The organism is Cupriavidus sp. 05N38 (assembly GCF_056397345.1).
On record NZ_JBFTNF010000011.1, the window covers coordinates 78,277 to 100,836 of the forward strand.

Here is a 22,560-nt window from a genome sequence, read left to right on the forward strand (position 1 = left end):
GTGTTATGCAATGGCAGCCCCGGGTCTACGCCCAGCCCTGCGGCACCGTCAGCGGAAAATCGAGCAGCATCTGCGCATAGCTCTTGCCGAGCGGGTCCGAGCGCAGGCTGGCCACGCCGCCGCCGCCCAGCGCGCGGTGCATCAGGAAGTTGAGCGCATGCAGGCCCGGCACCTCGAAGCGCTCGACCTCGCCCTCGACCAGGTGCGCGAAGTACGCGCGCACGGCGTCGGCCGTCAGCTGTTCGCGCAGCAACGGCAGGAAATCCGGCCGGCGGGCGATCACGCCGATGTTTTCGTCGTCGCCCTTGTCGCCGCTGCGCGCGAAGGCCAGCCTGACCAGCGGCACGGTCGCGCGCGGGCCCGCGGGCATGGCCGGCGCCATCGCGGCCGACAGCGGTGCCGCGGGCGGCAGGTCACCCGCCACGGCGGCGCAGGCGAGCATCTCTGCGCTGCCGTCGAGCTCCACCCGCACCGGCACCTCCGACTTGCGCACCAGGAAGGAAAACACCTTCACCACCGGCTGGATGTCCACGCGCCCCGCGAACGACGAACGGGTGCCGGCCGCCATCGAGGTGCCGGCCGACGAGCATTCGCGCTGCAGGAAGCGCAGCGCCCTGGCCTGCGCATGGCGCGCGCCGATGCGCAGCACCACTTCGCGCGTAGGCAGCGCGCGCGCATGCGGGCCATATTGCGACTCGCAGCCGAGCAGCTCGACCACGGTCTCGGTGTAATCGGGCAAGCCGCTCTCGGCCAGCATGGCGCGCGTGCGGGCCAGCAGCGCATCGGCGGTGCGGCGAGCCTTGGCGGGCGCGTCGATGCCGCGGATGGCCATCATCAGGCTGAGCTGGTAGCCGTCCTGCCAGGTGCCGTTGGCCTTGTAGTGCGCGCCGGGCGCGCGGCCGCGCGCGCCATGCACGCGCACCTGCCCCGGCGCCAGCAGCTCCGTGCGCACCATGCGGAAATCGCAGGTGACATCCGGCATCAGGTAGTTGGCGGGATCGCCCACTTCATACAGCACCTGTTCGGCCACGGCGGCGGGATCGACCAGACCGCCGGTGCCTTCCGGCTTGGAGAGCACGAAGCTGCCGTCCTCGGCGCAGTCGATCACCGGGTAGCCGATGCGGTCCCAGTCTGGCACGCGCTGCCAGTCGGTAAACAGGCCGCCGGTGGCCTGCGCCCCGCATTCGATCACATGCCCGGCCAGCGTGCCGGCGGCCAGGCGGTCCCAGTCATGCCATTGCCAGCCGAATTCGTGCGCCAGCGCGCCGACCACCACCGCGCTGTCCACGCAGCGCCCGGCAATGACGATGTCGGCGCCCATGGCCAGCGCGCGCGCAATGCCCTGCGCGCCGGTATAGGCGTTGGCCGACAGCAGTTCCGCGGGCGGCGCCGCGCCGGTATAGAGATCGGTCAGCCCCTGGGCGCGCCAGCCCTCGAAGCTGCCCAGCACGTCATCGCCGCTCACCACGGCGACCTTGAGTGCCAGCCCCTGCTTTGCCGCGGCCCCCAGCAAGGCCGCGCGGCAAGCGTGCGGGTTGAGGCCGCCGGCGTTGGCGATCACGCGGATGCCGCGCGAGAGAATCTGGCCGAGGTGCGGCGCCATCGCGGCCTGCACGAAATCGGTGGCATAGCCCAGTGCCGGGTCCTTGGCGCGGGCGCGCGCCAGGATGGACATGGTGGTCTCGGCGAGGTAGTCGTAGACCAGGTATTGCAGGCCGGGCACGGCCAGCAGTTGCGGCGTGGCGATGGCCGAATCGCCCCAGAAGCCCGATGCGCCGCCAATCCTCACGGTGCTCACCGCGCGCGAAGTACCGAAGATCCTGCTCATGCCTTCTCCCCTGCGCCGGCTTGCGCTTCGACCCGGGCCAGCAACGCGCCGGCGCGGGCCTGCCCGCCTTCGCGCGCATGAAGCTCAGTCAGCACGCCGTCGAACGGCGCGACGATGGCGTGCTCCATCTTCATGGCCTCCAGCACCACCAGCACCTGGCCGGCCCGCACCGGCTCGCCGGCGGCGGCCTTCACCGCCACGATGCGCGCGGTCAGCGGCGCCAGCAGTTCACCGGCGCTCTCGGCGCTGCCGGGCTTGCGTTTTTTCTGGCGCGGGTCCAGCCGGGCAAAGCGCCAGGCGCGCCCGGCGCTGAACAGATGCAGGGTATCGGCCTCGCTGGCGAAGACCAGCGGCAGGGCCGCGCCATTGCATTCCACCAGCGCGCTGCCGTCGCCGGCGTCCGCCCGCAGCACGCGGGTGGCGACGCTCTGCGGCGCGCCATCGTCGCCTTCGCGCAGGGTCACTTGCCAGCCGTCGGCGGCGGCACGCACATCCACGCGCCATGATTGCGCGCCGGCCTGCAGGCCGAGGCTGAAGGCGGGCGCCACCAGGCCCGGGCGCGCCGCGGCGGCCAACAGGCCCGTGGCAGCCAGCGCCGCGCAGGCAAGCTGCGGGAGCCCGGGAGACGGCGCCCCCAACGCAGCCTGCATATGCGTATCGACGAAACCGGTATGCACGTCATTGCCGGCAAAGGCCCCGTGCGCCAGGCAATCGGCCAGGAAGCCCTGGTTGCTGGCCACGCCCAGCAGCACGGTCTGCTCGACCGCGCGCAGCAGCTTGCGGCGCGCCTCCTCGCGGGTGGCGCCATGCGCCACCAGCTTGGCCACCATCGAGTCGTAGTGGACCGGAATCTCGCCGCCCTCCTGCAGCGCGTGATCCACGCGCACGTCGTGCGCGGCGCCCGGCACGCGCCAGCGCAGCACCGGACCGCCCTGCGGCAGGAAGCCGGCGGCCACGTCTTCGGCGGTCAGCCGCACCTCGATCGCATGGCCTTGCAGCGCCACCTGCTGTTGCGTCACCGGCAGCGGCTCGCCGGCCGCCACGCGCAGCTGCCACTCGACCAGGTCGAAACCGGTGATGGCCTCGGTCACGGCATGCTCGACCTGCAGGCGCGTGTTCATCTCCATGAAATAGAAATTGCCGTCGCCGTCGAGCAGGAACTCCATGGTGCCCGCGCCCACGTAGCCGATGGCCTGGGCGGCGCGCACCGCGGCCTCGCCCATGCGCGCGCGCAGCGCCGGCGACACCGCCGGCGACGGCGCCTCTTCCACCACCTTCTGGTGGCGGCGCTGCACCGAGCAGTCACGCTCGCCGAGGTGGATCACCTTGCCCTGCGTATCGGCAAAGACCTGGATCTCCACGTGGCGCGGCGCGATCACCGCGCGCTCCAGGATCAGCTCGTCGGAACCAAAGGCGGTGCCGGCTTCGGAACGCGCGCTGGCCAGCGCGCCCGGCAAGGCCTGCGCCTCGTGCACCAGGCGCATGCCGCGCCCGCCGCCGCCGGCCGCGGCCTTCACCATCAGCGGGAAGCCGATCTGCGCCGCGGCGTGCAGCAGCGCGGCGTCGTCCTGCGCCTCGCCCTGGTAGCCGGGGATGCAGGGCATGTCGGCGGCCAGCATCAGGCGCTTGGCCTCGGCCTTGTTGCCCATGGCGCGGATGGCCGTGGCCGGGGGGCCGACGAAGACCAGGCCGGCCTGCGCCACCGCTTCGGCGAATTCGGCGTTCTCGGCCAGGAAGCCATAGCCGGGGTGCACCGCGTCCGCGCCGCTGCTGCGCGCGGCCTCGACGATGGCCGCGATGTTCAGGTACGACGCGCGCGGCGCGGCGTCGCCGATACGCACGGCGCGGTCGGCGAACGCGACGTGCGGGCTGTGGCGGTCGGCCTCGGAGTACACCGCCACGGTGGCGAAGCCCAGGCGGCGCGCCGTGCGCATGATGCGCATGGCGATCTCGCCGCGGTTGGCGACGAGCAGGGTATGGAAGGGTCGGCTGGTAGCGGGCATGGTGCGGTCTGGAATGCGGAAAATCGGTATGGATGGATGGGCGGGCGCGCTCAGCCCTGCGTGGCCTGGGCAGCGCGCACGGCGGCGGCATCGAAGCGCACCACCCAGGCGGCGTCGCGCTTCTCGCGGAAGGCCTGGATGCCCTCCGCGCCTTCGCTGCGCATGCATTGCGCGAACAGCTTGGAGGCCTCGTCGAGCAGCTCGCCCTGCGGCAGTTGCGCGGTGCGCGCCACCAGCGGCTTGAAGGCGCGGTTGGCCTGCGGGCCGCAGCGGCAGATGCGCGTGAGCCACTCGGCCAGCAGCGCGTCGAGCCCCGCGCCGTCTTCGGCAAGCCCGTCGACGAGGCCCAGCGCCACCGCCGCGTCGCCGCTCACGCGTTCGCCCGACAAGCCAAGGCGCCGCGTGGCCGCCGCGCCGACCCGCGCCACCACGAAGGGCGCGATCTGCGCGGCAATGATGCCCAGCGATGTCTCGGACAAGGCAAAGCGCGCGTCGCGCGTGGCCAGCACGATATCGGCGGCGCAGGCCAGGCCCATGCCGCCACCCATGGCCGCGCCTTCCACCGCCGCCACCACCGGCACCGGCAGCGCGGCCAGGCGCTGCATGAAATAGCCAAACTCGCGGTTGCGGCTGGCCACCGGATCATCGGTGCCATGGTCCGCATCGAGGCGCGCGCGGAAATTGCCCACGTTGCCGCCCGCGCAGAAGAAACCGCCCGCGCCGCGCAGCACCAGGGCGCGCACCGCGATACCGGATCGGGCATCGGCTTCGGCGCGCGCCAGCGCGGCCTCCAGCGCGGCCACCACCTCGGGCGCGAGGGCGTTGCGCGTGGACGGCACGTTGAGGGTGACGAACAGCACGCCCTGGACTTCGCGCACGATCACGGCTGGCGCGGCGTGGCTGGACTGGGCGGCTTCGGACTGGATGGCTTGGTTCATGGCAGGGTCGGTCAGCGTCTGGATTGGTGGCACGGCAGGCAACGGCGCGGCGCTCAGCCCTTGGACATGATGCCCATCTGCTTGGCGATCACGGTGAGCATCACCTCGTCGGCGCCGCCGCCGATGGAGCCCAGGCGGAAGTCGCGATAGGCGCGCGATGCATGGTTGTCCCAGGTGTAGCCCATGCCGCCCTGGAACTGCATGCACCAGTCCGCCACCTCGCGCGACAGGCGGCCGGCCTTGAGCTTGGCCATGGACGCCAGCTCGACCACGTCGCCGCCGTCGATATAGGTGCGCGTGGCCATGTAGACCAGGGCGCGCAGCGCTTCCATCTCGGTCTTCAGTTCGGCCAGCTTGAACTGGATGAACTGGTTGTCCAGCAGCGGCTTGCCGAAGGCGATGCGCTGGCGCAGGTAGTCGGCGGTCTCCTCGATCAGCGCGGTGCAGGCCAGGCGGCGCGCGGCGCCGTTCAGGCGTTCTTCCTGGAACTGCTTCATCTGGTAGATGAAGCCCATGCCTTCCTCGCCGATGCGGTTGCGCACCGGCACGCGCACTTCGTCGAAGAAGATCTGCGCGGTGTCGGAGCACCACATGCCGAACTTCTTGATCTTCTGCACTTCCACGCCCGGCGTGCGCTTGCCGCCCTGCTTGAGCGGCACCACGATCAGCGACTTGTTCTTGTGCACCGGGCCGTCGGAGGTATTGCACAGCAGGCAGATCCAGTCGGCCTGCGTGCCGTTGGTGATCCACATCTTGGAGCCGCTGATGACATAGTCATCGCCATCGCGGCGCGCGCGCGTCTTGAGCGAAGCCACGTCCGAGCCGGCGCCCGCCTCGGACACGCCGATCGCCGCCACCATCTCGCCGGCGATGGCCGGCGCCAGGAACTCGCGCTTGAGCGCGTCCGAACCGAATGCCGTCAGGGCCGGCGTGGCCATGTCGGTCTGCACGCCCACCGCCATGCCCACGCCCTGCGCGTTGACGTAGCCGAAGGCCTCGGCCGCCGCCACCGCATACGAGAAATCGAGGCCAAGGCCGCCGTACTCCACCGGCTTGGTGATGCCGAGAAAGCCGAGTTCGCCCATCTTCTTGAACAAGGCATGCGCTGGGAAGATCTCCGCGGCCTCCCATTCGTCCACGAAGGGGTTGATCTCCGCCGCCACGAAGCGGCGGATGCTGTCCATGATGTTGCGATGGTCTTCGGTGTAGAGCATGTCCTTGTCTCCTTGCTTGTTCTTTGCCGGCGCAAACGCTTGACGCGTCCGCACCGGGGTCAATTCAATCTGCGCAGGTGCGCCAAACCGTCCGGCGTGCCCGCTGGTTGTCAGTCGTCACGCCCGCCCCCCAATCGGCAGTCGGGAGCAAACCATGGGTACGCGCCGGCCCTCAGAAACGCGCCACGCCGAACTGCATGGCACGCGGCGCGCGCGCCGCCGCCTCGCGCGCCGTGGCCAGCACGAAGGCCAGCACCGCGCGCGTGTCGCGCGGATCGATCACGCCATCGTCGAGCAGCAGCCCGCTGGTGATGAAGGCGCTGGCCTGGCGCTCGAAGTTCGCCACGATCTCGCCGGTCTGCTGGGCGAGCCTGGCCTCGTCCACCGCCACGCCCTTGCGCTCGGCCTGCTGGCGGGCGACGATCTCCAGCGTCATGGCGGCCTGCTCGCCGCCCATCACCGCGGTGCGCGCATTGGGCCACGAGAAGCAGAAGCGCGGGCGGAAGCCGCGGCCGCACATGCCGAAGTTGCCGGCGCCGAACGACGCGCCGCAGTAGATGGTGACCTGCGGCACGGTGGAATTGGACAGCGCCTGGATCATCTTGGCGCCGTGCTTGATCATGCCCGCTTCTTCCGAGGCGCGGCCGACGATAAAGCCGGTGGTGTTCTGCAGGAACACGATGGGCGTGCCGCTCTGGTTGCACAGCTGGATGAACTGCGCCGCCTTGGTCGCGCCGGCGGGGTCGATCGGGCCGTTGTTGCTGATGAAGCCCACCGCGTGGCCGTCGATGCGGCCGCGCCCGCACACCGTGGACAGGCCGTAGTCGGGCTTGAACGCCAGCCAGGCGGAATCGTCGGTGATGCGGCCGATGATCTCCAGCATGTCCACCGGCTTCTTCACGTCCAGCGTCATGACCGCGTCCAGCTCGCGCGCATCCAGGCGCGGCGGCTGCACCGGCTGCGGCAGCGCGGGCGCCACGGCGGGCCAGTCCAGGCTGGACACGATGTCGCGTGCCAGCGCGATGGCGTGCTCGTCGTCCTCGGCCAGGTACTCTGCCAGGCCGCTGACGGTGGCGTGCAGGTCGGCGCCGCCCAGTTCCTCGTCGGTGGCGATCTCGCCGGTGGCGGCCTTGAGCAGCGGCGGGCCGGCCAGGAAGGCGCGGGCACGGCCGCGCACCATCACCACGTAGTCGGACAGGCCCGGCATGTAGGCGCCGCCGGCGGTGGACGAGCCGTGCACCACGGTGATCACAGGCAGKCCGGCGGCGGACAGCCGCGCCAGGTTGTAGAAGATGCCGCCGCCGCGCACGAACTTGTCGACGCGGTACTTGCGCAGGTTGGCGCCGGCCGATTCCACCAGGTGGATGAACGGCAGGCGGTTCTCCAGCGCGATCTCCTGGCAGCGCATCAGCTTGAGGTTGCCGCCTTCGGTCATGGCGCCGGCATCGATGCCGGAATCGGTCGCCACCACCATGGCGCGCACCCCGCACACGAAACCGATGCCGGCCACCAGCGAGCCGCCGGGGATGGAGGTGTCGGGATCGGGATCGTCCATGCCGTAGCCGGCCAGGTTGGCGATCGGCAGGAAGGCGCTGGCCGGGTCCAGCAGGCGGGCCAGCCGCTCGCGCGGCAGCAACGCGCCGCGCCTGGCAAAGGACGGGCGGGCGCGCTCGGAAGCGGCGGCGGCGCGCTGCTCCAGCGTGCGCAGGCGCTCGATCAGGGCTTGCATGCCGCTGCGCTGGCTGGCGAAGGCGGGACTGGCGGGATCGATCCGGGACTCGATGGGAAGCATGGCGCTCGGCAAGGGACTAGGAATGTATCGATTGCAAACCAGGCGCCGGTGCGAGACAAGCGCAATCCCTCCGTTTGTGCATAATGTGCACAAATCCGTCTTTGAGACACGCCCCCGATGCCGACCCCTGCCGCCCGTCACCCCGCGCCGTCCCCCGTGGCCGCTCCGCAGCCCGCGCCCATGCCCGGCGTACAGAGCCTGGACCGCGCGTTTACCCTGTTGTGCCTGCTGGCCGAGCAGCATGAAACCGGCCTCACGCTGGCGCAGCTGGTGGCGCAGACCGGCATCGACCGCACCACGGCCCACCGCATGCTGCGCTACCTGCTGCACGCCGGCTTTGCCAGCCAGGACGAACAGGGCAAGCGCTTTCGCCTCGGCATGGCGGCCATGGCGCTGGGCCTGCGCACCATGAACCGCTCGCCGCTGGCCAGCGCCTGCGCCACGCGCATGAAGGCGCTGGCGCGCCGCACCGGCGACACCGTCTTCCTGATCGTGCGCATCGGCGACCACGGCTACTGCATGCATGCCGAGGAAGGCAGCCACCGCGTGCAGCACTTCCACCTGCTCGCCGGCAGCACCCGCCTGCTGGGCCAGGGTACCGCCAGCATGGCGCTGCTGGCCAAGCTGGCCGACGAGGAAATCGTCGCGCACTACGAGCGCCACCGCGCCGAGTACGAATCCAGCGGCCTGAGCCTGCTCAAGCTGCAGCGCGGCGTGGAGCGCAGCCGCAAGCTCGGCTATGCGCTGGCGGGCGCCGGCGGCGTGGCGGGGGTGGGCTACGCCTTCGCGCTGCCGCTGGCCGGCGAGGCCGCGATCAGCATCGTCTCCACGGCCTCGCGCATGCCGGTGGCGCGGCGCCGCGAGATCGGCGAGATGATCCGCGAGGCATTCGGCTCGCCCGCCTGAGACGCACCCGGCGCGCCGCCCCGCGCGCGAGGTGGCGAAGCGCGCTTCGCGCCGGCGTCCCTGCGCAGGTGTCCCGGCGAAGCCACATTCGCAGCCCGCCCGTGGCCGCGAATCGCAAACCCCTTTCTTTTCAAAGACTTGGCTCCTGGCGCCGAGGTGGCACGCTCGATGCGAACAGCTTGTCACGCGAGTGCCGCTGCTCGCCAACCTCTGCTGAAAGGAGCTGCAAATGCACGATATCGGGAGCGCCAGGCCGGGCGGTTGGGGGACCGGCTACAACGAGTTCGAACACGAGCTTTCCGGGGAAACGGCCGGCGAGTTCGGCCATGAGCAGGAAGGCGCGTTCGGCCACGAGTTCGAGACTGAATTCGAGCAGGGCGAAAGCGARTTCGARAACGAGTTCGARAMCGAAGTCTCCGGCGAGATGCAGGAGATGGAGCTTGCCGCGGAACTGCTCGCGGTCAACAGCGAACAGGAGATGGAGCAGTTCCTCGGCGGGCTGATCAAGTCGGTGGGCCGCGTCGCGACCAACTTCGCCAAGTCGTCGGCGGGCAAGGCGCTCGGCGGCATCCTGCGCTCGGCGGCAAAGTCCGCGCTGCCCATCGTCGGCAGCGCGCTGGGCAATCTCGTGCTGCCCGGCGCCGGCGGACTGATCGGCGGCAAGCTGGCCGGCATGGCCGGCAGCGCGCTCGGGCTCGAGCTCGAAGGCCTCAGCAATGAAGACCGCGAGTTCGAGGTGGCGCGCCGGCTGGTGCGCATCGGCCAGCACGCGGCACACCATCTGAGCAGCATGCCGCGCAATGTGCCGCCGGCCCGCGCGGCGCGCATCGCCTTCCTGCGCGGGGCACGCCAGGTGGCGCCCGGCCTGCTGCCGGCCATGCGCGCGATCTCCCAGGGTGGCATCGCCGGTGCGCGGCAACTGCCCATGCCGATCTTCGGCGCCCCTGCCGCCGCACCACGCGCGATGCAGCCGGCCTTCATGGGCGGGCAACCGGCCTTCGCCGGCGGGCAACCCGACTACGCCGGCGCGGGCGCCGCCTATGCGCCGGCGCCGCCCATGCGGCCCATGCCTGGCGGCTACCCCACCCCCGGCCCCGCATGCCCGACCTGCGGCGCGGGGCCGGCCCACGTCCATGTGGCGCAGGGCGGCACGTGGCGGCGCTCGCGCAACGGCCACGCCATCATCCTCTACCTCGCGCCGCGCCGGCAACCGTACTGAGCCCGGGAGCATTGCGATGAACGCCTGCGTCCAAGCCCTGCGGCTGCTCGAACAGGAAGTGCTCGGCATCCGCGCACGCCTGGACGCGCAACTGCCCTACGCCCTGCAGATGCCGATGGTGCCCGCGGCCAACGTCAGCGACGAGGCGATGGGCGCCATCGAGCGGCACATGCAGGCCGCGCGCAAGCAGTTGCGCGTGCGCATCGCACGTTTTCTCGCTTACCTGCGGCACGCCCGCGCCACGCCGCGCGACGTGGCACAGGCGCAGCAGCGCTATGCCATGCTGAAGCTGTACTTCCACGCCGCGCTGACGCACTTCGAGATCTTCGCCGAGGTGCTCACCCAGCGCAGCCAGCATGGCACCGGGGTATGGCTCTCGGGGCTCGACGTTGCCGCGCAGGACGGCTTGCGCCAGCCCGGCGTGCCGATGGCGCTGCCGCCCGTGATCTGCTACGTCGAGCGTGGCCACGGCGGCGCGATCCGGCGCGCGCGCACGCGCCTGCCCGGCGGCGGCGCGAACCCGGTGGCGGTCATCCGCATGCCGCGCGAGCGCATGGTCGGGACCGGCGTGGCGGCGTCGCTGTTCCACGAGGTAGGCCACCAGGCGGCTGCGCTGCTCGACCTGGTGAACGGCTACCGGCGCGCTTCCGCGGCACGTTTCGGCCATGCGCAGGCGCACTCCGTCTGGCGTGTGTGGGAGCGCTGGATCAGCGAGATCATGGCCGACCTGTGGGCCGTGTCGCGCGTAGGCATCGCCGCCACCTGCGGGCTGATGAGCGTGGTGAGCCTGCCGCGCGCGTTCGTGCTGCGCATCAACCTGGACGATCCGCATCCGGCGCCGTGGATCCGCGTCAAGCTGTCCATCGCGATGGGCAACGCGCTCTATCCGCATCCGCAGTGGGCAGCGCTGGCGCAGCTGTGGGAACGGCTGTATCCCCGCTGGCAGATGAGCGCGAGCCAGCGCAGCGCGTTCGACGAACTCGACCGCGCCATCCCGGCCTTCCTTGCCATGCTGCTGTCGCTGCGCCCGCCGCTGCTCGCCGGGCGCACGCTCGGCGCGGCACTGCGCCTGCCCGACCGCCACCCGCACACCCTGCTGCGGCTCTGGCACACGGTGAAGGCACGGCCCCAGCAGTTCCTCGCGGACACCCCCACGCTGGCCTTCGCCGTGCTCGGGCAGGCGCGCTACAGCGGACTGCTGCCGGCCAGGCAGGAACTGTTCGTGATCTCGGAGCTGCTGCAGCGCTGGGCGCTCGCGGGCTATCTGCCGTGGCGCGCGGGGAGTCCACAGTTGAGTGTGGTGTTGAACCAGCGGCAGCCGGTCCGGCCACAGGCCGGCGCGGCGGCGCCCTTTGGCATGTACGCCTGAAGTCTGTGCAGTCTGTGAAGTCTGATGGAGAAGGATGATGACGACGATCGAGAAGATGACTTTCAGCGCTCCGCTGGACCTGGGCGGCGGGTACGTGGAAGACGGCCAGTTCTTCGTGGCGCGCAATCCGGCCTCGCTTATCGAGGAGGGCGGATGGATGCATGCGGTGCAATGCGCGGCGAGGATCAAGAGCGGAGACAAGTATGCGGACATCCCCAAGGAAGGGCTGCAATTTGCCTCGCGGGAGGCGCCTGAGGCCATCCTGACGATCCAGCCGAAGGAAATCTCGGGCCGGGTCGGCGATGAGAAAGCCATGAAGAAGGCGGTCTCCGAAGTACGCAAGATATTCACCCAGTTGCTGGCACTGCCGGATGACTCGCGGGACGTCATGATCCTGGAGATCGTCAGCTGTCTCATGCTCCAGAAGGAAGCGCAGATCAGCGGCAAGATCGTATTTCCGTCCCGCGCCGATCCCAATGCCAACCCGGGGGTCCCGGCGAACCCTGGCACGGGCACAGGCACGGGCACGGGGGGCCAGGTCACCGGCTTCCACCCCCTGCCCGACCTCATCACCGAGCGTTCCGGCCCGCTCGCGCGCGACAGCTACGGCCACCCCACCCCGGTCACCCTGCAGCGGACCACCCGGACGCTGACCGGCGACGTCGCGCTGTGGCTGCTGATCAAGCTCAATGCCGACATGCTGAGCTGGGACAACTACATCAACCAGATGGACCGCCTGTTCTTCCCGGGCGATTTCACCGACGGCATGGCCGGCACCGCCGCGCCGATGTATGCCGCGGCCGCCCAGCTCAGCCGCCGCCGCTTCCTGCCGTTTACCGATACCGACGCCTACCGCGCCCTCAAGGTCGCCACCGAAGCGTTTATCGTGACATGGGGCGCGGTCGTGCCCAAGCCGCTCGACGCGGCCCTCCTGAGCGAGCTGCTGAGCGCGGACTCGGCCGCCATCGCGCTGGCCAACGACCGGCTCGGCCTGCGCCTCAACCAGCTCGCGGTGGAGGGCCTGGTCGCCAAGTATTTCGGCGACGCCAGCGTGCCGCCATCGCTGCCCTACCTGCAACGGGTGGCGATCGCCATGCAGGGCACCGACGCGGCCGGCGTGATCCAGGGCATGCTCGAGGACGAGGCCGGCAAGGTAGGCGACGACGTGCCCGACCCCAACGGCGCGTGCGGCAACAATTGCCTGTGGCTGCGCCACTGGAACCGCAATATCTCCGCCAAGCTGGCCCAGCCCCCGCTGATCGAGCTGATCTGGAGCTACTGGATGGAGGAGCTGCAACTGGTGCAGACCATGAACGCGATCTCGCGGCGCTTCCAGAACATCTCGGTCGGCCAGCACGACCCGCTGGCCCAGCTCGAGCTCGATCCGCTGCGCCCGCTCAACAACATGATCTGGGGCTGGGTCCAGGACGAGCAGCACCGCCTGCCGATCGAGCGCCGCGCGGCCGAGTACATGCACGAGTACGGCTTCCGCCTGATCGGCAAGGCCGTGCCGCAGATGCAGCCGGCCGACACGCGCAGCAAGTTCCTCGCCGCCTTCCATACGCTGCTCAACCTGTGCGTGCCGTTCTTCCGCCAGGCCGACGACACCACGGTGGTGCCCGACGGCTTCCCGCTGCTCAATGCCTTGCGCGAGGTCCACCTGATCCTGTCCGAAGGCGCGCACAACCAGTTCCGCGACCTGCCCACCACGGCGCGCGTGGAGATGATGATGCAGCAGTGGATGCTGGCGCGCACCGAGTTCCGCGAGTTCCTGCCGCGCCGCTCGATGATCGCGTACCCGGAGCCGTGGATGCATTCGGTGGAGAGCATGCGCAAGCTGCAGGGCTGGGGCGACACCAATACCTACCAGTTCTGGCAGCTGGCCACCACCGGCGAGCAGATCGTGTCGTCGATCCGCTGGAGCGACTGGAACTCGGTCAACGACCCGTCCAACGCGGCGAACTGGGCGGCATTCTTCCGGCCCGAGATCCAGACCTACATCCACTCCTATCGCGCGGTGACCGGCATCGACGTCGGCGCAGAGCCGGTCGACGTGCAGGTGCCGGGCATGCACCTGCTGCGCCGCCTGCGCGAGCAAAAGGGCATCAAGGTGGCCTGAGCGACAGGATGCGGCGCCATGGTCGACTTTGCTTCCGCGCTCTACCTGGGCCTGGCGCACCCCGCCTCGCGGATCGGCGGCTTTGCGGCGCTGACCACCGGCATGCCGGCCGCGCTGGGCGCGTCGCCGCAAGCCGGGCGGCTGGCGCTGCAGGCCGCGGCGCTGCAGGGCAGCGAGGCGGGCCTGGTGGCGCCATCCACGCTGCACCTGGCGATCGACGTGTTCGACCGGCTGGCCCGCACCCATGTGCTGATCGCCGACGACGCGCTCTACCCGGTCATGCGCTGGGGCCTGGAGCGCGTGGCCGGCCTCGGCACGCCGGTGTCGTGGTTCGCGCATGCCGACCTGGCCGGCATGCTTGCCCGCTTGCGCCGCATGCGCCAGCGCCACCCTGCGCGCGCGCCGGCGGTCATCACCGATGCCACGCGCCGCGAGGGCGCGGTGGTGCCGCTCGCCCGGTATCTCGCACCGGTGGCCGCGTGCGGCGGCGTGCTGGTGGTCGATCACAGCCAGGTGCTCGGCCTGCTGGGCCGGCAGCCTTCTGCGCGCCATCCGTGGGGACACGGCGGCGGCGGCATCCTGCGCTACGCAGGGCTCGGCGCGGCGCAGCCCGTGCTGCTGCTGGCGTCATGGGCCAAGGCCTTCGGTGCGCCGCTGGCCAGCCTGTGCGGCCCCGCCGCGCTGATCGCGGAGATCGCGCGCGACGGCCCGACCCAGTCGCACTGCAGCGCCGCGAGCGAGGCGGCGCTGCTGGCCGGGCTCGATGCGCTGGCCACCAACCGGCGCGAGGGCGACGCGCTGCGGCTGCGCCTGCTGCAGCGCGTGCACCACCTGCGCGCCGGGCTGCACTGGCTCGCGCGGGCGGCCTTGCCGGACCTGCAGGCCACGCTGCCCACGCATCCGATGCAGCAGATCTGGCTCGGCGCACCGGAGCGCACGCTCGCGCTCCACGCCGAGCTGCGCGCGGGCGGATTCCGCACCGCCTTGCTGCGCCGGCCCGAGGGCCGCTACGTACTGGCCGTGATCGTGCGCGCCAGCCACGGGATTGACGAGATCGACGCGCTGCTGGCCACGATGGCCACGCTGGTCCGGCAACTGCCGCCCTGCCGCGCCGTGCCCCACGCACCTTGCCTTGAGGAGCAACAGCATGTTTAAGACCGCAGATGGGGAGATGCTGGATCTCGCGCCATGGCGCATGCGCAGGCTGCTGCGGCTGCTTGCCGACACGCGCCGCTACCCCGCCGGCACGCCGCCGCAGATGCTCGTCAACGACCTGCGGCAGATCGTGGCGCGCGCGCGCCGCGTCAGCACGCAGCCGCGGCTCGGCACGGCGCGCTTCGAAAGCGCCGGGGCGTGCTGCCGCGCCTGCCTGCTCGCGCGGCTGCAGCAAGGCGTGCTGTCGCTGGTTGGCCTGAGCCTTGTGCCAGCGCTGTCGGGAGATCTCCCGGAAGATCTGCCGGCGCGACTGTCCGCGCGTCTGCCGGCGGATCTGTCGGCGGATCTGTCGGGGCATCTGTCCGAGCGCTATCTGCCGAAGGGCTACGCGGATGAGGCCGAGTACAAAATGCCCAAGCGCTCGGTCAACCGCACGCTGGCGTGGCGCCGGTGGCCAAGCCTGATCAACGCGGCGGTCAGCGCCCAGCAGGCATTGCCGCGCAGCGGTGTCTATCTCCTGGAGCGCAACGGCGTGCCGGTCTATGTCGGCAAGTCCCGCGACCTGCGCGGTCRCATGCTGGACCATCGCCTGCACGAACGGCTGCATCGCGACACAGGCCTTGCCGTGTGGGCCGCCGAGGTCCCGCCGGCGGACCTGGACGCCGTCGAACATGCGCTGACCCGCCTGCTCTCCTACTGGGCGCCCAGGACCACCGGCAGGCGCTCCATGCTGGTCAATACGCAGCGCACGGGCTCGGTCTCGGTCGGCGCCGGCGGCGTCGATATCCGCTGCGTGCTGCCGGTGGCCATGTCGGCGCTCGCGCCGCCGGGCAATCACATGTCCCATCCGGCGGACTCCGCGTTCGAGCTGGCGCCATGATCATCGACTTCCACGTCCACGCCGGCCAGGGCGATGGCATGACCGGGCCGTGGGACACCACCGCCCCGCTGGCCGCCTATGCCCGCCGCGCAAGCGAGGCCGGCATCGCGCACTCGGTATTGCTGCCCGTGTTCCAGTCGGACTACGCGCAGGGCAACCGCGACGTGGCCGCGCTCGTGCGCGCCGACCCGCGCCGCTGGACCGGTTTTGCCATGGTGCACGCCGAGCGCGACCGCGAACGGGTCCACCGCATGATCGAGGAGGCGGTGCTGCGCCTGGGCCTGCGCGGCATCAAGGTCCATCGCCACGATGCGCGCATCCACCGGCAGGTCTGCGACGCGGCGCGGCGCTGGCGGCTTCCCGTGCTCTACGACCCCGGCGGCGAGACCGGCGCGCTGAGCCTGCTGGCGCAGACGCATCCGGATGTGCCCTTCGTGTTCGCGCACCTGGGCAGCTTCGCCGACGACTGGGCCGCGCAACGCCAGGTGATCGACCTGATCGCGCGCTACCCGAACCTGTTCGCCGACACGGCGGGCGTGCGCCGCTTCGACCTGCTGGAGGAGGCGCTCGCACGCGCGGGGCCCGGCAAGCTGTTGTTCGGCTCGGACGGGCCCTGGCTGCACCCCGGCCTGGAACTCGCCAAGATCCGTGCGCTGCGGCCGTCGGCCGCGGCCTTCGCGCGCATGGCCGGCGGCAACGCGCTGCGGCTGCTGCGCCGCGCGCCGTTGCCGGCCGCCCGGCTCATTGGCCGCCCTCCACCGGCCGCAGTTGCCGCCGCAACTGCAATGCGCGCGGAGTGACGCGCAGCATCTCCGCCGCGCGCCCCGTGGAGCCCGCGCGGCGCTCGGCCACCTGCACCGCGATGGCCTCGGCGATCTGGCCGATGCTCTTGAGCCCGAGCCCGGCGTCGAGCGCGCCTTCCACGGCCCGGGCAAGCGTCTGCGTCCAGTCGTCCGGCGCGTCGGGCGCGCCACCGTCCGTCGCCTGGCGGTCGAGCGAGCCGGTGCTCAGCACGCCGAAGCCGTGCTGACGGTCGGCCATGCGCAGCACCACATTGCGCAACTCGCGCACATTGCCCTGGTACTCGCGCCGCATCAGCTGGTGCATGACCTCGGGCATCACCTCCGGCACCCCGGCATCCGCTTCGGCCAGGAAATGCCGGACCAGCAAAGGAATGTCCTCGCGCCGCTCGGCCAGGCCCGGCGCGCGCACGGTCCATTGCGTGATGCGGAAGTAGAGATCGCCGCGAAAACGGCCGGCCAGCACCTCGGCCTCGAGATCGCGATTGGTCGCGCAGGTGAGGCGGAAATCCGAACGGCGCCAGTTGTCCTCGCCCACCCGCTTGTACATATGCTCCTGGATCACCCGCAGGAGCCGCGCCTGCAACGACGGCTCGAGCTCGCCGATCTCGTCGAGGAAGAGCGTGCCGCCGTCGGCCAGCGCCACCGCGCCGTCGCGCGCGGCCACCGCATGCGTGAAGGCGCCCTTCGCATGGCCGAACAGTTCGCTGCCCGACAGCTCCGGGCTGAGCGTGGTGCAGTCGACCACCATGAACGGTCCCCGGCGGCGCACGGGATCCAGGTCATGGATCAGGCGCGCCAGCAACTCCTTGCCGCAGCCGCTATGGCCCAGCAGCAGGCAGGCGCCGCGCCCGAAGCGCCCCACCTCCGCCACCGCGCGCAGCGTGCCGCGCCACACCGGCGACTTGCCCACGGCGCGCTTTTGCAGCCAGTCCGAGGACAGGATGGTCTCCATCTCCGCGAGGCGCGCCAGGCGCAACGCGAGTTCGGTCAGCAATGCATCGTCGTCCTCGGCCGCAACCAGGTCGCAGACCGCCGCGGGCCACCACCCCTGCGCCTGGCAATCGCAGCGCGTGCTCGCCGTGCAGCCGGCGATAAAGGCATCGGGCAGCGGAAAGCCGCGCAGCCATTGCTGCGCGGCGGCCGCCACGCGGTCGCCGCGGGCGCGCGCGACGACCACCAGCATGCCCTCGCCCGCGCCCGACACGTCAAGATGGTCGGGCAGGCCGTGTGCGCGCAGCAACTGCGCGGCCTGCCGGGGGTCTTCCTGGTAGAGAACGACACGCATCCCATGGCCCGCGAAGATGGGTTACCGGTCCGGACTCAGGGCAACCGGGCAAAGCGCGCGGCCGGGCCTGCGGCGGCCCGGCAAGAACGCGGCAAGTCGTGACTGGTATCGGCAGAGCGCCGGCTTCGGGATGATGAGGGGGTATCGGAATCGCCCGCCGATGGCGTGGCGGCAGAAGACCGCACGCCGACGCTGCGCGAGGCACGCGGCCTCACGTCCTGGCGCGGGCCGGTAGTCGCCCCCGCATGCCGACGGTGCGGCCAGCGACAGTGCTGGATCCTGCCAGGCGGCGCGGTTCGATACCGCGCGGGCGGCGGCCGGAAGGCCACGGGCGTTCGAGACTGCTGCATCTGCGCCTCCCCAACGACCCGCCGGTTTTTAGTTTTTCCCCATACTAGGCGGCGCCTTGGCGCCAGGCAAATTGAATTTACTTAATCCTGTCATCGCGCTTCTGGCAATTCTTGCCACGGTGATGTGACCGCGAGGCGCCATTCGCCATTGGCCGTTGATGGCACGCGATCGCAGGCCCCGCGCGACGCATCGGCGCCGCGTGCCGGCATAGGCCGGCGCAAATGCCGGGGCGCGCCGCGGCGCGCATCACGCACCATGTCGAGGCGCTTCGCGCGCCCGGCGCCGCGGCGGAATGCAGGCGCCCGCGCCACGGCCTCAGCGCTTGCCGGCGACCAGGTGATAGCCAAGCAACAGGATCACCGCGCCGACCACGGCGCCGATGAAACCGGCCGACTGGCCCGGTCGATACCAGTGCAGGAACTGGCCGAGAAGGGTCGCGGCCAGCGCGCCGGCGATGCCGAGCGCAGCGGTGAGGATGAAGCCGCTGGGGCCACTGCCAGGCGTGATGGCGCGCGCCACGAGGCCGGCAATGAAGCCGATGAGAATGGTCCAGATCAGGTGCATGGGTCAGCAGGCAGGGAAAGGAATGCGCCCCGGGCGGAGCGCATTCCGGAACACCGCATTATTGCGCGGCGGGCTTGGCCGGCGAAGCGGTCTTGCTATGTTTGGTGGCGTGAGTCTTGTTGCTCTTGTGCGCGCTCTTTTCGACCTTGGCCGGCTCCTTGCTTGGTTCGGCGGCCGGAGCGGGGGTCTGGGCGTAAGCGCCCGCTGCGAAGAGTCCAAGGGTCAGGATGGCGAGGACTTTTTTCATTGCGATCTCCAGGTGAGGCGCGCAGCTTGCGCGTTGCCTGTAAAAACGGCCCGCCGCTTTGCCGTGTTGACAGCCTGCCCGCATCCACGTGTAACAGTTCGTATCCGGACCTCGCCGGGCATGCCGGACATCGCTCGCAAGCCGCGCGAGGCGCTCGCGCACCGGCATGGTCCCGATTGCACGTTTCCGACCGCGGGTTCCGGGACGATTGCATTCGACGCTGCGGCATAATGCCCGCCAGACGCGGAACCAAGAAAAACAGCAACACCGACAGGACCATAACCCTCTGATGCGCGCTACCGCCGCCGGCAAGGCCGGCCTCGACTGGACCACGCTTGGCCTGCTGACATTTCCGCCGTTGAGCTGGGCCGGCAACGCCATCGTCGGCCACTACGCCGCCGGCGCCATCCCGCCCATCACGCTGAACTTTGCCCGCTGGGCGCTGGCCGGGCTGCTGCTGGCGCCCGCCGTGTGGCGGGGCTTGCGCGAGCACGCCGCGACCCTGAGGCAGCACGCCGGGGTGATCGCCGCCATGGGCATGCTGTCGGTGTCGGTCTACAACGCCTTGCAGTACCTGGCGCTGACCACGTCGTCGCCGATCAACGTCACCCTGATCGGGGCTTCCGCGCCGATCTTCCTGCTGATCATCGGCGCGCTGTTCTTCCACGAGCGCGTGCGCGGCTGGCATGTGGCGGGCGCCCTGCTCTGCCTGGCCGGCGTGGGCGTGGTGCTGCTGCGCGGAGATCCCGCGCGGCTGGCGCAGCTCGATTTCGTGCCGGGGGACCTGTTCATGCTGGCGGCCACCATCATGTGGAGCGCCTATACCTGGCTGCTGCGCAAGCGGCGCCCCGACCTGCCGCTGGCCGTGCTGCTGTTCGCGCAGATCGTGGCGGGCGTGCTGGCCAGCGCGCCGTTCGCAGCGTGGGAGATGATGGCCGCGCACGCGCCGCTGCAGCTGGACGGCAAGGTGGTCGCCATCCTGCTGTACGTGGCCACGGTGCCGTCGCTGCTCGGCTACTTTGCCTGGGACCGCGCCATCGCGCGCGCCGGCGCGCAATTGCCGGTGTTCTTCTTCACGCTCACACCGGTGTTTGCCGCGCTGATGTCGAGCGCGCTGCTGGGCGACTGGCCGCGCTGGTTCCATGCGGCCGGCCTGGCGGCCATCGTCGGCGGCATCTGGCTCGCCAACCGGCGCTGAGTCGACGGCCGGGCGCCTGCGCCTGGCTTGCCATGCCCGGGCGCGCTACGCGGCCAGCGCCTGCTCCAGCCGGAACACCCCGACCGCCTGCTCCATGCGGTGTGCCTGCTCCTTGAGCGCATCGGCCGCCGCCGCGGCCTGCTCCACCAGCGCGGCGTTCTGCTGCGTGACCTGGTCCATCTGCGTGACGGCCTGGTTGACCTGGGCAATGCCGTTGCTCTGCTCGCGCGAGGCGCTGCTGATCTCGTCCATCATGGTGGTGACGCGCCTGACCGCGTCCACGATGCTGGCCATGGTCGCGGTGGCATCGCCGGCCAGCGCGGAACCCGATTGCACGCGCTGCACGGATTGCGAGATCAGCGCGCGGATCTCCTTTGCCGAGCTGCCCGCGCGCTGGGCCAGGCCGCGCACTTCGGTGGCCACCACGGCGAAGCCGCGGCCGTATTYGCCCGCGCGCGCCGCCTCCACCGCGGCATTGAGCGCGAGGATATTGGTCTGGAAGGCAATCGCGTCGATCACCGCGATGATCTCGACGATGCGCCTCGAATCGGCCTCGATCTCGCCCATGGTCTGCAGCACCCGCCCCACCGAGGCGCCGCCCGTCACGGCGATATCGCGGGCCTCGCCGGCCAGCGCGCTGGCCTGGTCCGCGCTGCTGGCGTTCTGCTGCACGGCGGCCGTGAGCTGCTCCATGCTGGCGGCGGTCTGCTCCAGCGAGGACGCCTGCGCCTCGGTGCGCCGGGACAGGTCCAGGTTGCCCTGGGCGATTTCACCGGCGGCGGCCAGCACGTTCTGCGCACCGGCCTTGGTATCGCCGATCAGCGCGCGCCAGTTTTGCACCAGYGAGAGCAGGTGCCGCTTCACCTCGCTCAGCTCATCGCGGCCATGCACAGCCATGCGCAGCGCCAGGTCGCCCGCGTTGATGCGCTCCACCATCGCGCCCACCTCGCGCACATCCGCGCGCATGCCGCTGCTGAAGCCCGCGAACAGGTAGAACGCCGCGCCCACCGCCAGCAGCGCCACCCCGCCCAGCGCTGCTAGCTCCCGCGTATCGGCGGCGATGCGCTCCTCCAGCATGGCGTGCCCGATCACCGAGAATTCCTTGTTGACCGCCGACACGGCGTTGATGGCGGCGCTGGCCTCGTCGAAGTAGGCCTTGGCATCGATCGCGATGCCGCTGGCACCCAGCATCTTGTCCTTGAGCGTGCGGTAGAACGCGTCCACGGCGGCCAGTTGCGCCTGCGACGCTTCCACGCGCTGGCGATATGCCGGGGCGCCGCGCATGACGCGGCCCATGTCGCGCCGCACGGATTCCAGGCCGTCCTGGATCTGCTCGCCCAGCGCGGCCAGTTCTGCTTGCTGCGCCGCATCGGAGTAACCGCCCTGGCTGATGATGGCAGCCCCCCGGCCGCGCGCCAGCGCGCTCAGCTCCGCCAGCTTGGGCATGGGCCCGACCATCAGGTTGACCAGGTAGTACGAGCCGCTGTCGGGATCGAGCGCGAGCGACGAGCGGTCGGCCACGTCGCCGATAAACAGGCGGATCTGCTTGACCAGCGCGCTGTGCTGCGCGAACAAGGGGCCCGCGGTCCCGTTCAGGCCCGATTCATGCATGGCCTGCCACGCCTGAACGAGCTTTTCCGCATCGGGCGTCACATCGAACCTGCCGCCCGCGCCGGCCTGCTGCCTGAGCGCCGCCAGGTGTGCCGCAGCCTTGGCATCGGCATCGTCGAAGGTGGCGCGAAATGCGGCGTTGCCGGCCAGCACGGCGTTGGCCGCGCCGCGCCTGACCTGCGTCTCGCGCATGAAATCGAGCGCGCGGTCGACGATGGCGAGGCCGCGCAGTTCGTCCTGCGCGGCGCGAATGGACTGTACGGACATGCCCAGCACCGCATAGAGCGTGCCGCACAGCGGGATCAGAAACAGGATGGCAAGCAAGGCAAGCTTGCGGGTGATGTTCAGGCGCGCCATCAGGCGCACTGCGGGAGAGAGAAAAGACGCCACGGAGGTCCCCAGGAATGACACATGCATGCGCCTTGTATCGGCCGCTCCGCAATGTACTGAAGGGCCCTTTTATGGCTTATTTTCGCGCGCACAAGGGTGGGGCCGAAACAGCACGATGACGGTGCAGGATGCCCGCAAAACGGGCGCGAAACAGACATGCGAAGGACGAGACAGGCGGCGCGGACGCGCTGGCCGGCGGCAGGCACGATGCGCTGCGACGGAATCGGAAAACAGGAGAACGAAATAATGCGGACACAAAACGGACGCACGCAGGACGCAATCCGCTCGTAGAAAGGGAGGGGACACGAAATCCGGCGCGCCGCGCCGGCCACGCGGCGCGAAACGCATGAACCAATCCGCGGCAGCGCTGTCTTTCCGTCAGTCACCGCGCACCGCGGTCCTGCGAAAGCAGGCATCCCTAACCTGGAGTCACCGATGTTGAGCCCCCACGAATTTGCCACCTTGCTATTGGTCCGCGATGCGCAGGACTGCCTGCAACTTGACCCCGTGGACCTTGAGACGCTGGTCGAGCACGGACTGGTATCGCTCGAGGAATGTACTTCCGGCCATCGCTGTCCGCGCGTGACGGTGCATGGTTTTGCGGTGCTGAAGGCGGTGGGGTGGCGCGACAGGGTGGGGGGCGCTTCGGAGCGGGTAGGGGCGGCCTGAGGCCCGCCTGCACCGGGCT

The 22,560-nt window shown here is 70.5% G+C and carries 18 protein-coding genes; 9 read left to right on the forward strand and 9 right to left on the reverse strand.

Features of this window, described 5'->3' with window-relative positions:
- Positions 1-25 precede the first annotated feature (25 nt).
- The 5 genes from AC1DK4_RS10890 to AC1DK4_RS10910 all read right to left on the reverse strand — a co-directional run bounded on the left by AC1DK4_RS10890 (position 26) and on the right by AC1DK4_RS10910 (position 7,775).
- Complete coding sequence (locus AC1DK4_RS10890) at positions 26-1,828, reverse strand: acyclic terpene utilization AtuA family protein (RefSeq protein ID WP_441614233.1); 1,803 nt, start codon at positions 1,826-1,828, stop codon at positions 26-28.
- Complete coding sequence (locus tag AC1DK4_RS10895) at positions 1,825-3,831, reverse strand: acetyl/propionyl/methylcrotonyl-CoA carboxylase subunit alpha (protein WP_441643231.1); 2,007 nt, start codon at positions 3,829-3,831, stop codon at positions 1,825-1,827. Before AC1DK4_RS10895 ends, AC1DK4_RS10890 begins: the two co-directional genes overlap by 4 nt.
- A gap of 50 nt (positions 3,832-3,881) precedes the next feature.
- Positions 3,882-4,769 (reverse strand): enoyl-CoA hydratase/isomerase family protein, encoded by an 888-nt coding sequence (locus tag AC1DK4_RS10900; RefSeq protein ID WP_441614231.1) that lies wholly within the window; start codon positions 4,767-4,769, stop codon positions 3,882-3,884.
- 53 nt (positions 4,770-4,822) lie between these two features.
- Positions 4,823-5,983 carry an acyl-CoA dehydrogenase family protein gene (locus AC1DK4_RS10905; RefSeq protein ID WP_441614230.1) on the reverse strand — a complete coding sequence of 387 codons (1,161 nt, stop codon included), beginning with the start codon at positions 5,981-5,983 and terminating at the stop codon, positions 4,823-4,825.
- A 172-nt stretch (positions 5,984-6,155) separates the two neighbouring features.
- Positions 6,156-7,775 carry an acyl-CoA carboxylase subunit beta gene (locus tag AC1DK4_RS10910; RefSeq protein WP_441614229.1) on the reverse strand — a complete coding sequence of 540 codons (1,620 nt, stop codon included), beginning with the start codon at positions 7,773-7,775 and terminating at the stop codon, positions 6,156-6,158.
- A gap of 180 nt (positions 7,776-7,955) precedes the next feature.
- Between AC1DK4_RS10910 and AC1DK4_RS10915 the strand changes: the two genes are divergently transcribed.
- The 7 genes from AC1DK4_RS10915 (at position 7,956) to AC1DK4_RS10945 (ending at position 16,223) form a co-directional block, all read left to right on the forward strand.
- Entirely contained in the window at positions 7,956-8,681 is a 726-nt protein-coding gene (locus AC1DK4_RS10915) for an IclR family transcriptional regulator (RefSeq protein ID WP_441614228.1), read from the forward strand.
- A gap of 229 nt (positions 8,682-8,910) precedes the next feature.
- Positions 8,911-9,900: a hypothetical protein gene (locus AC1DK4_RS10920; RefSeq protein WP_477131523.1), complete on the forward strand. Its 990-nt coding sequence runs from the start codon at positions 8,911-8,913 to the stop codon at positions 9,898-9,900.
- Between the two features lie 16 nt (positions 9,901-9,916).
- Entirely contained in the window at positions 9,917-11,269 is a 1,353-nt protein-coding gene (locus tag AC1DK4_RS10925; protein WP_441614226.1) for a hypothetical protein, read from the forward strand.
- A gap of 34 nt (positions 11,270-11,303) precedes the next feature.
- Positions 11,304-13,388 carry an 8-amino-7-oxononanoate synthase gene (locus tag AC1DK4_RS10930; protein ID WP_441614225.1) on the forward strand — a complete coding sequence of 695 codons (2,085 nt, stop codon included), beginning with the start codon at positions 11,304-11,306 and terminating at the stop codon, positions 13,386-13,388.
- An 18-nt stretch (positions 13,389-13,406) separates the two neighbouring features.
- Positions 13,407-14,543 carry an aminotransferase class I/II-fold pyridoxal phosphate-dependent enzyme gene (locus AC1DK4_RS10935; protein ID WP_441614224.1) on the forward strand — a complete coding sequence of 379 codons (1,137 nt, stop codon included), beginning with the start codon at positions 13,407-13,409 and terminating at the stop codon, positions 14,541-14,543.
- Positions 14,536-15,423 carry a GIY-YIG nuclease family protein gene (locus tag AC1DK4_RS10940; protein ID WP_477131524.1) on the forward strand — a complete coding sequence of 296 codons (888 nt, stop codon included), beginning with the start codon at positions 14,536-14,538 and terminating at the stop codon, positions 15,421-15,423. The genes AC1DK4_RS10935 and AC1DK4_RS10940 overlap by 8 nt, the downstream gene beginning before the upstream one ends.
- Complete coding sequence (locus AC1DK4_RS10945; RefSeq protein ID WP_441614222.1) at positions 15,420-16,223, forward strand: amidohydrolase family protein; 804 nt, start codon at positions 15,420-15,422, stop codon at positions 16,221-16,223. Before AC1DK4_RS10940 ends, AC1DK4_RS10945 begins: the two co-directional genes overlap by 4 nt.
- Here AC1DK4_RS10945 and AC1DK4_RS10950 read toward each other — a convergent pair.
- The 3 genes from AC1DK4_RS10950 to AC1DK4_RS10960 form a co-directional block, all read right to left on the reverse strand.
- On the reverse strand, positions 16,165-17,511 hold the full coding sequence (locus AC1DK4_RS10950) for a sigma 54-interacting transcriptional regulator (RefSeq protein ID WP_441614221.1): 1,347 nt from the start codon (positions 17,509-17,511) through the stop codon (positions 16,165-16,167). The genes AC1DK4_RS10945 and AC1DK4_RS10950 overlap by 59 nt on opposite strands.
- Before the next feature lie 666 nt (positions 17,512-18,177).
- Positions 18,178-18,426, reverse strand: a complete 249-nt coding sequence (locus AC1DK4_RS10955; RefSeq protein ID WP_441614220.1) for a GlsB/YeaQ/YmgE family stress response membrane protein — start codon at positions 18,424-18,426, stop codon at positions 18,178-18,180.
- 58 nt (positions 18,427-18,484) lie between these two features.
- Positions 18,485-18,673 carry a hypothetical protein gene (locus tag AC1DK4_RS10960; RefSeq protein WP_441614219.1) on the reverse strand — a complete coding sequence of 63 codons (189 nt, stop codon included), beginning with the start codon at positions 18,671-18,673 and terminating at the stop codon, positions 18,485-18,487.
- Positions 18,674-18,962: 289 nt separating this feature from the next.
- Here AC1DK4_RS10960 and AC1DK4_RS10965 point away from each other — a divergent pair, with 289 nt between their 5' ends.
- Positions 18,963-19,871 (forward strand): DMT family transporter, encoded by a 909-nt coding sequence (locus tag AC1DK4_RS10965; RefSeq protein ID WP_441614218.1) that lies wholly within the window; start codon positions 18,963-18,965, stop codon positions 19,869-19,871.
- A gap of 45 nt (positions 19,872-19,916) precedes the next feature.
- On the opposite strand, the gene AC1DK4_RS10970 is transcribed toward AC1DK4_RS10965, so the two are convergent.
- Positions 19,917-21,899, reverse strand: coding sequence for a methyl-accepting chemotaxis protein (locus AC1DK4_RS10970; RefSeq protein WP_477131525.1), 1,983 nt, complete (start codon positions 21,897-21,899; stop codon positions 19,917-19,919).
- A gap of 408 nt (positions 21,900-22,307) precedes the next feature.
- On the opposite strand from AC1DK4_RS10970, the gene AC1DK4_RS10975 reads away from it, so the two are divergent.
- Positions 22,308-22,541 (forward strand): hypothetical protein, encoded by a 234-nt coding sequence (locus tag AC1DK4_RS10975; protein ID WP_441614216.1) that lies wholly within the window; start codon positions 22,308-22,310, stop codon positions 22,539-22,541.
- Positions 22,542-22,560 lie beyond the last annotated feature (19 nt).

Bases quoted from the DNA above. Each gene is read 5' to 3' on its own strand.
- AC1DK4_RS10890 (WP_441614233.1), bottom strand. From the start codon at position 1,828: ATGAGCAGGATCTTCGGTACTTCGCGCGCGGTGAGCACCGTGAGGATT.
- AC1DK4_RS10895 (WP_441643231.1), bottom strand. From the start codon at position 3,831: ATGCCCGCTACCAGCCGACCCTTCCATACCCTGCTCGTCGCCAACCGC.
- AC1DK4_RS10900 (WP_441614231.1), bottom strand. From the start codon at position 4,769: ATGAACCAAGCCATCCAGTCCGAAGCCGCCCAGTCCAGCCACGCCGCG.
- AC1DK4_RS10905 (WP_441614230.1), bottom strand. From the start codon at position 5,983: ATGCTCTACACCGAAGACCATCGCAACATCATGGACAGCATCCGCCGC.
- AC1DK4_RS10915 (WP_441614228.1), top strand. From the start codon at position 7,956: ATGCCCGGCGTACAGAGCCTGGACCGCGCGTTTACCCTGTTGTGCCTG.
- AC1DK4_RS10925 (WP_441614226.1), top strand. From the start codon at position 9,917: ATGAACGCCTGCGTCCAAGCCCTGCGGCTGCTCGAACAGGAAGTGCTC.
- AC1DK4_RS10930 (WP_441614225.1), top strand. From the start codon at position 11,304: ATGATGACGACGATCGAGAAGATGACTTTCAGCGCTCCGCTGGACCTG.
- AC1DK4_RS10935 (WP_441614224.1), top strand. From the start codon at position 13,407: ATGGTCGACTTTGCTTCCGCGCTCTACCTGGGCCTGGCGCACCCCGCC.
- AC1DK4_RS10945 (WP_441614222.1), top strand. From the start codon at position 15,420: ATGATCATCGACTTCCACGTCCACGCCGGCCAGGGCGATGGCATGACC.
- AC1DK4_RS10950 (WP_441614221.1), bottom strand. From the start codon at position 17,511: ATGCGTGTCGTTCTCTACCAGGAAGACCCCCGGCAGGCCGCGCAGTTG.
- AC1DK4_RS10955 (WP_441614220.1), bottom strand. From the start codon at position 18,426: ATGCACCTGATCTGGACCATTCTCATCGGCTTCATTGCCGGCCTCGTG.
- AC1DK4_RS10960 (WP_441614219.1), bottom strand. From the start codon at position 18,673: ATGAAAAAAGTCCTCGCCATCCTGACCCTTGGACTCTTCGCAGCGGGC.
- AC1DK4_RS10965 (WP_441614218.1), top strand. From the start codon at position 18,963: ATGCGCGCTACCGCCGCCGGCAAGGCCGGCCTCGACTGGACCACGCTT.
- AC1DK4_RS10975 (WP_441614216.1), top strand. From the start codon at position 22,308: ATGTTGAGCCCCCACGAATTTGCCACCTTGCTATTGGTCCGCGATGCG.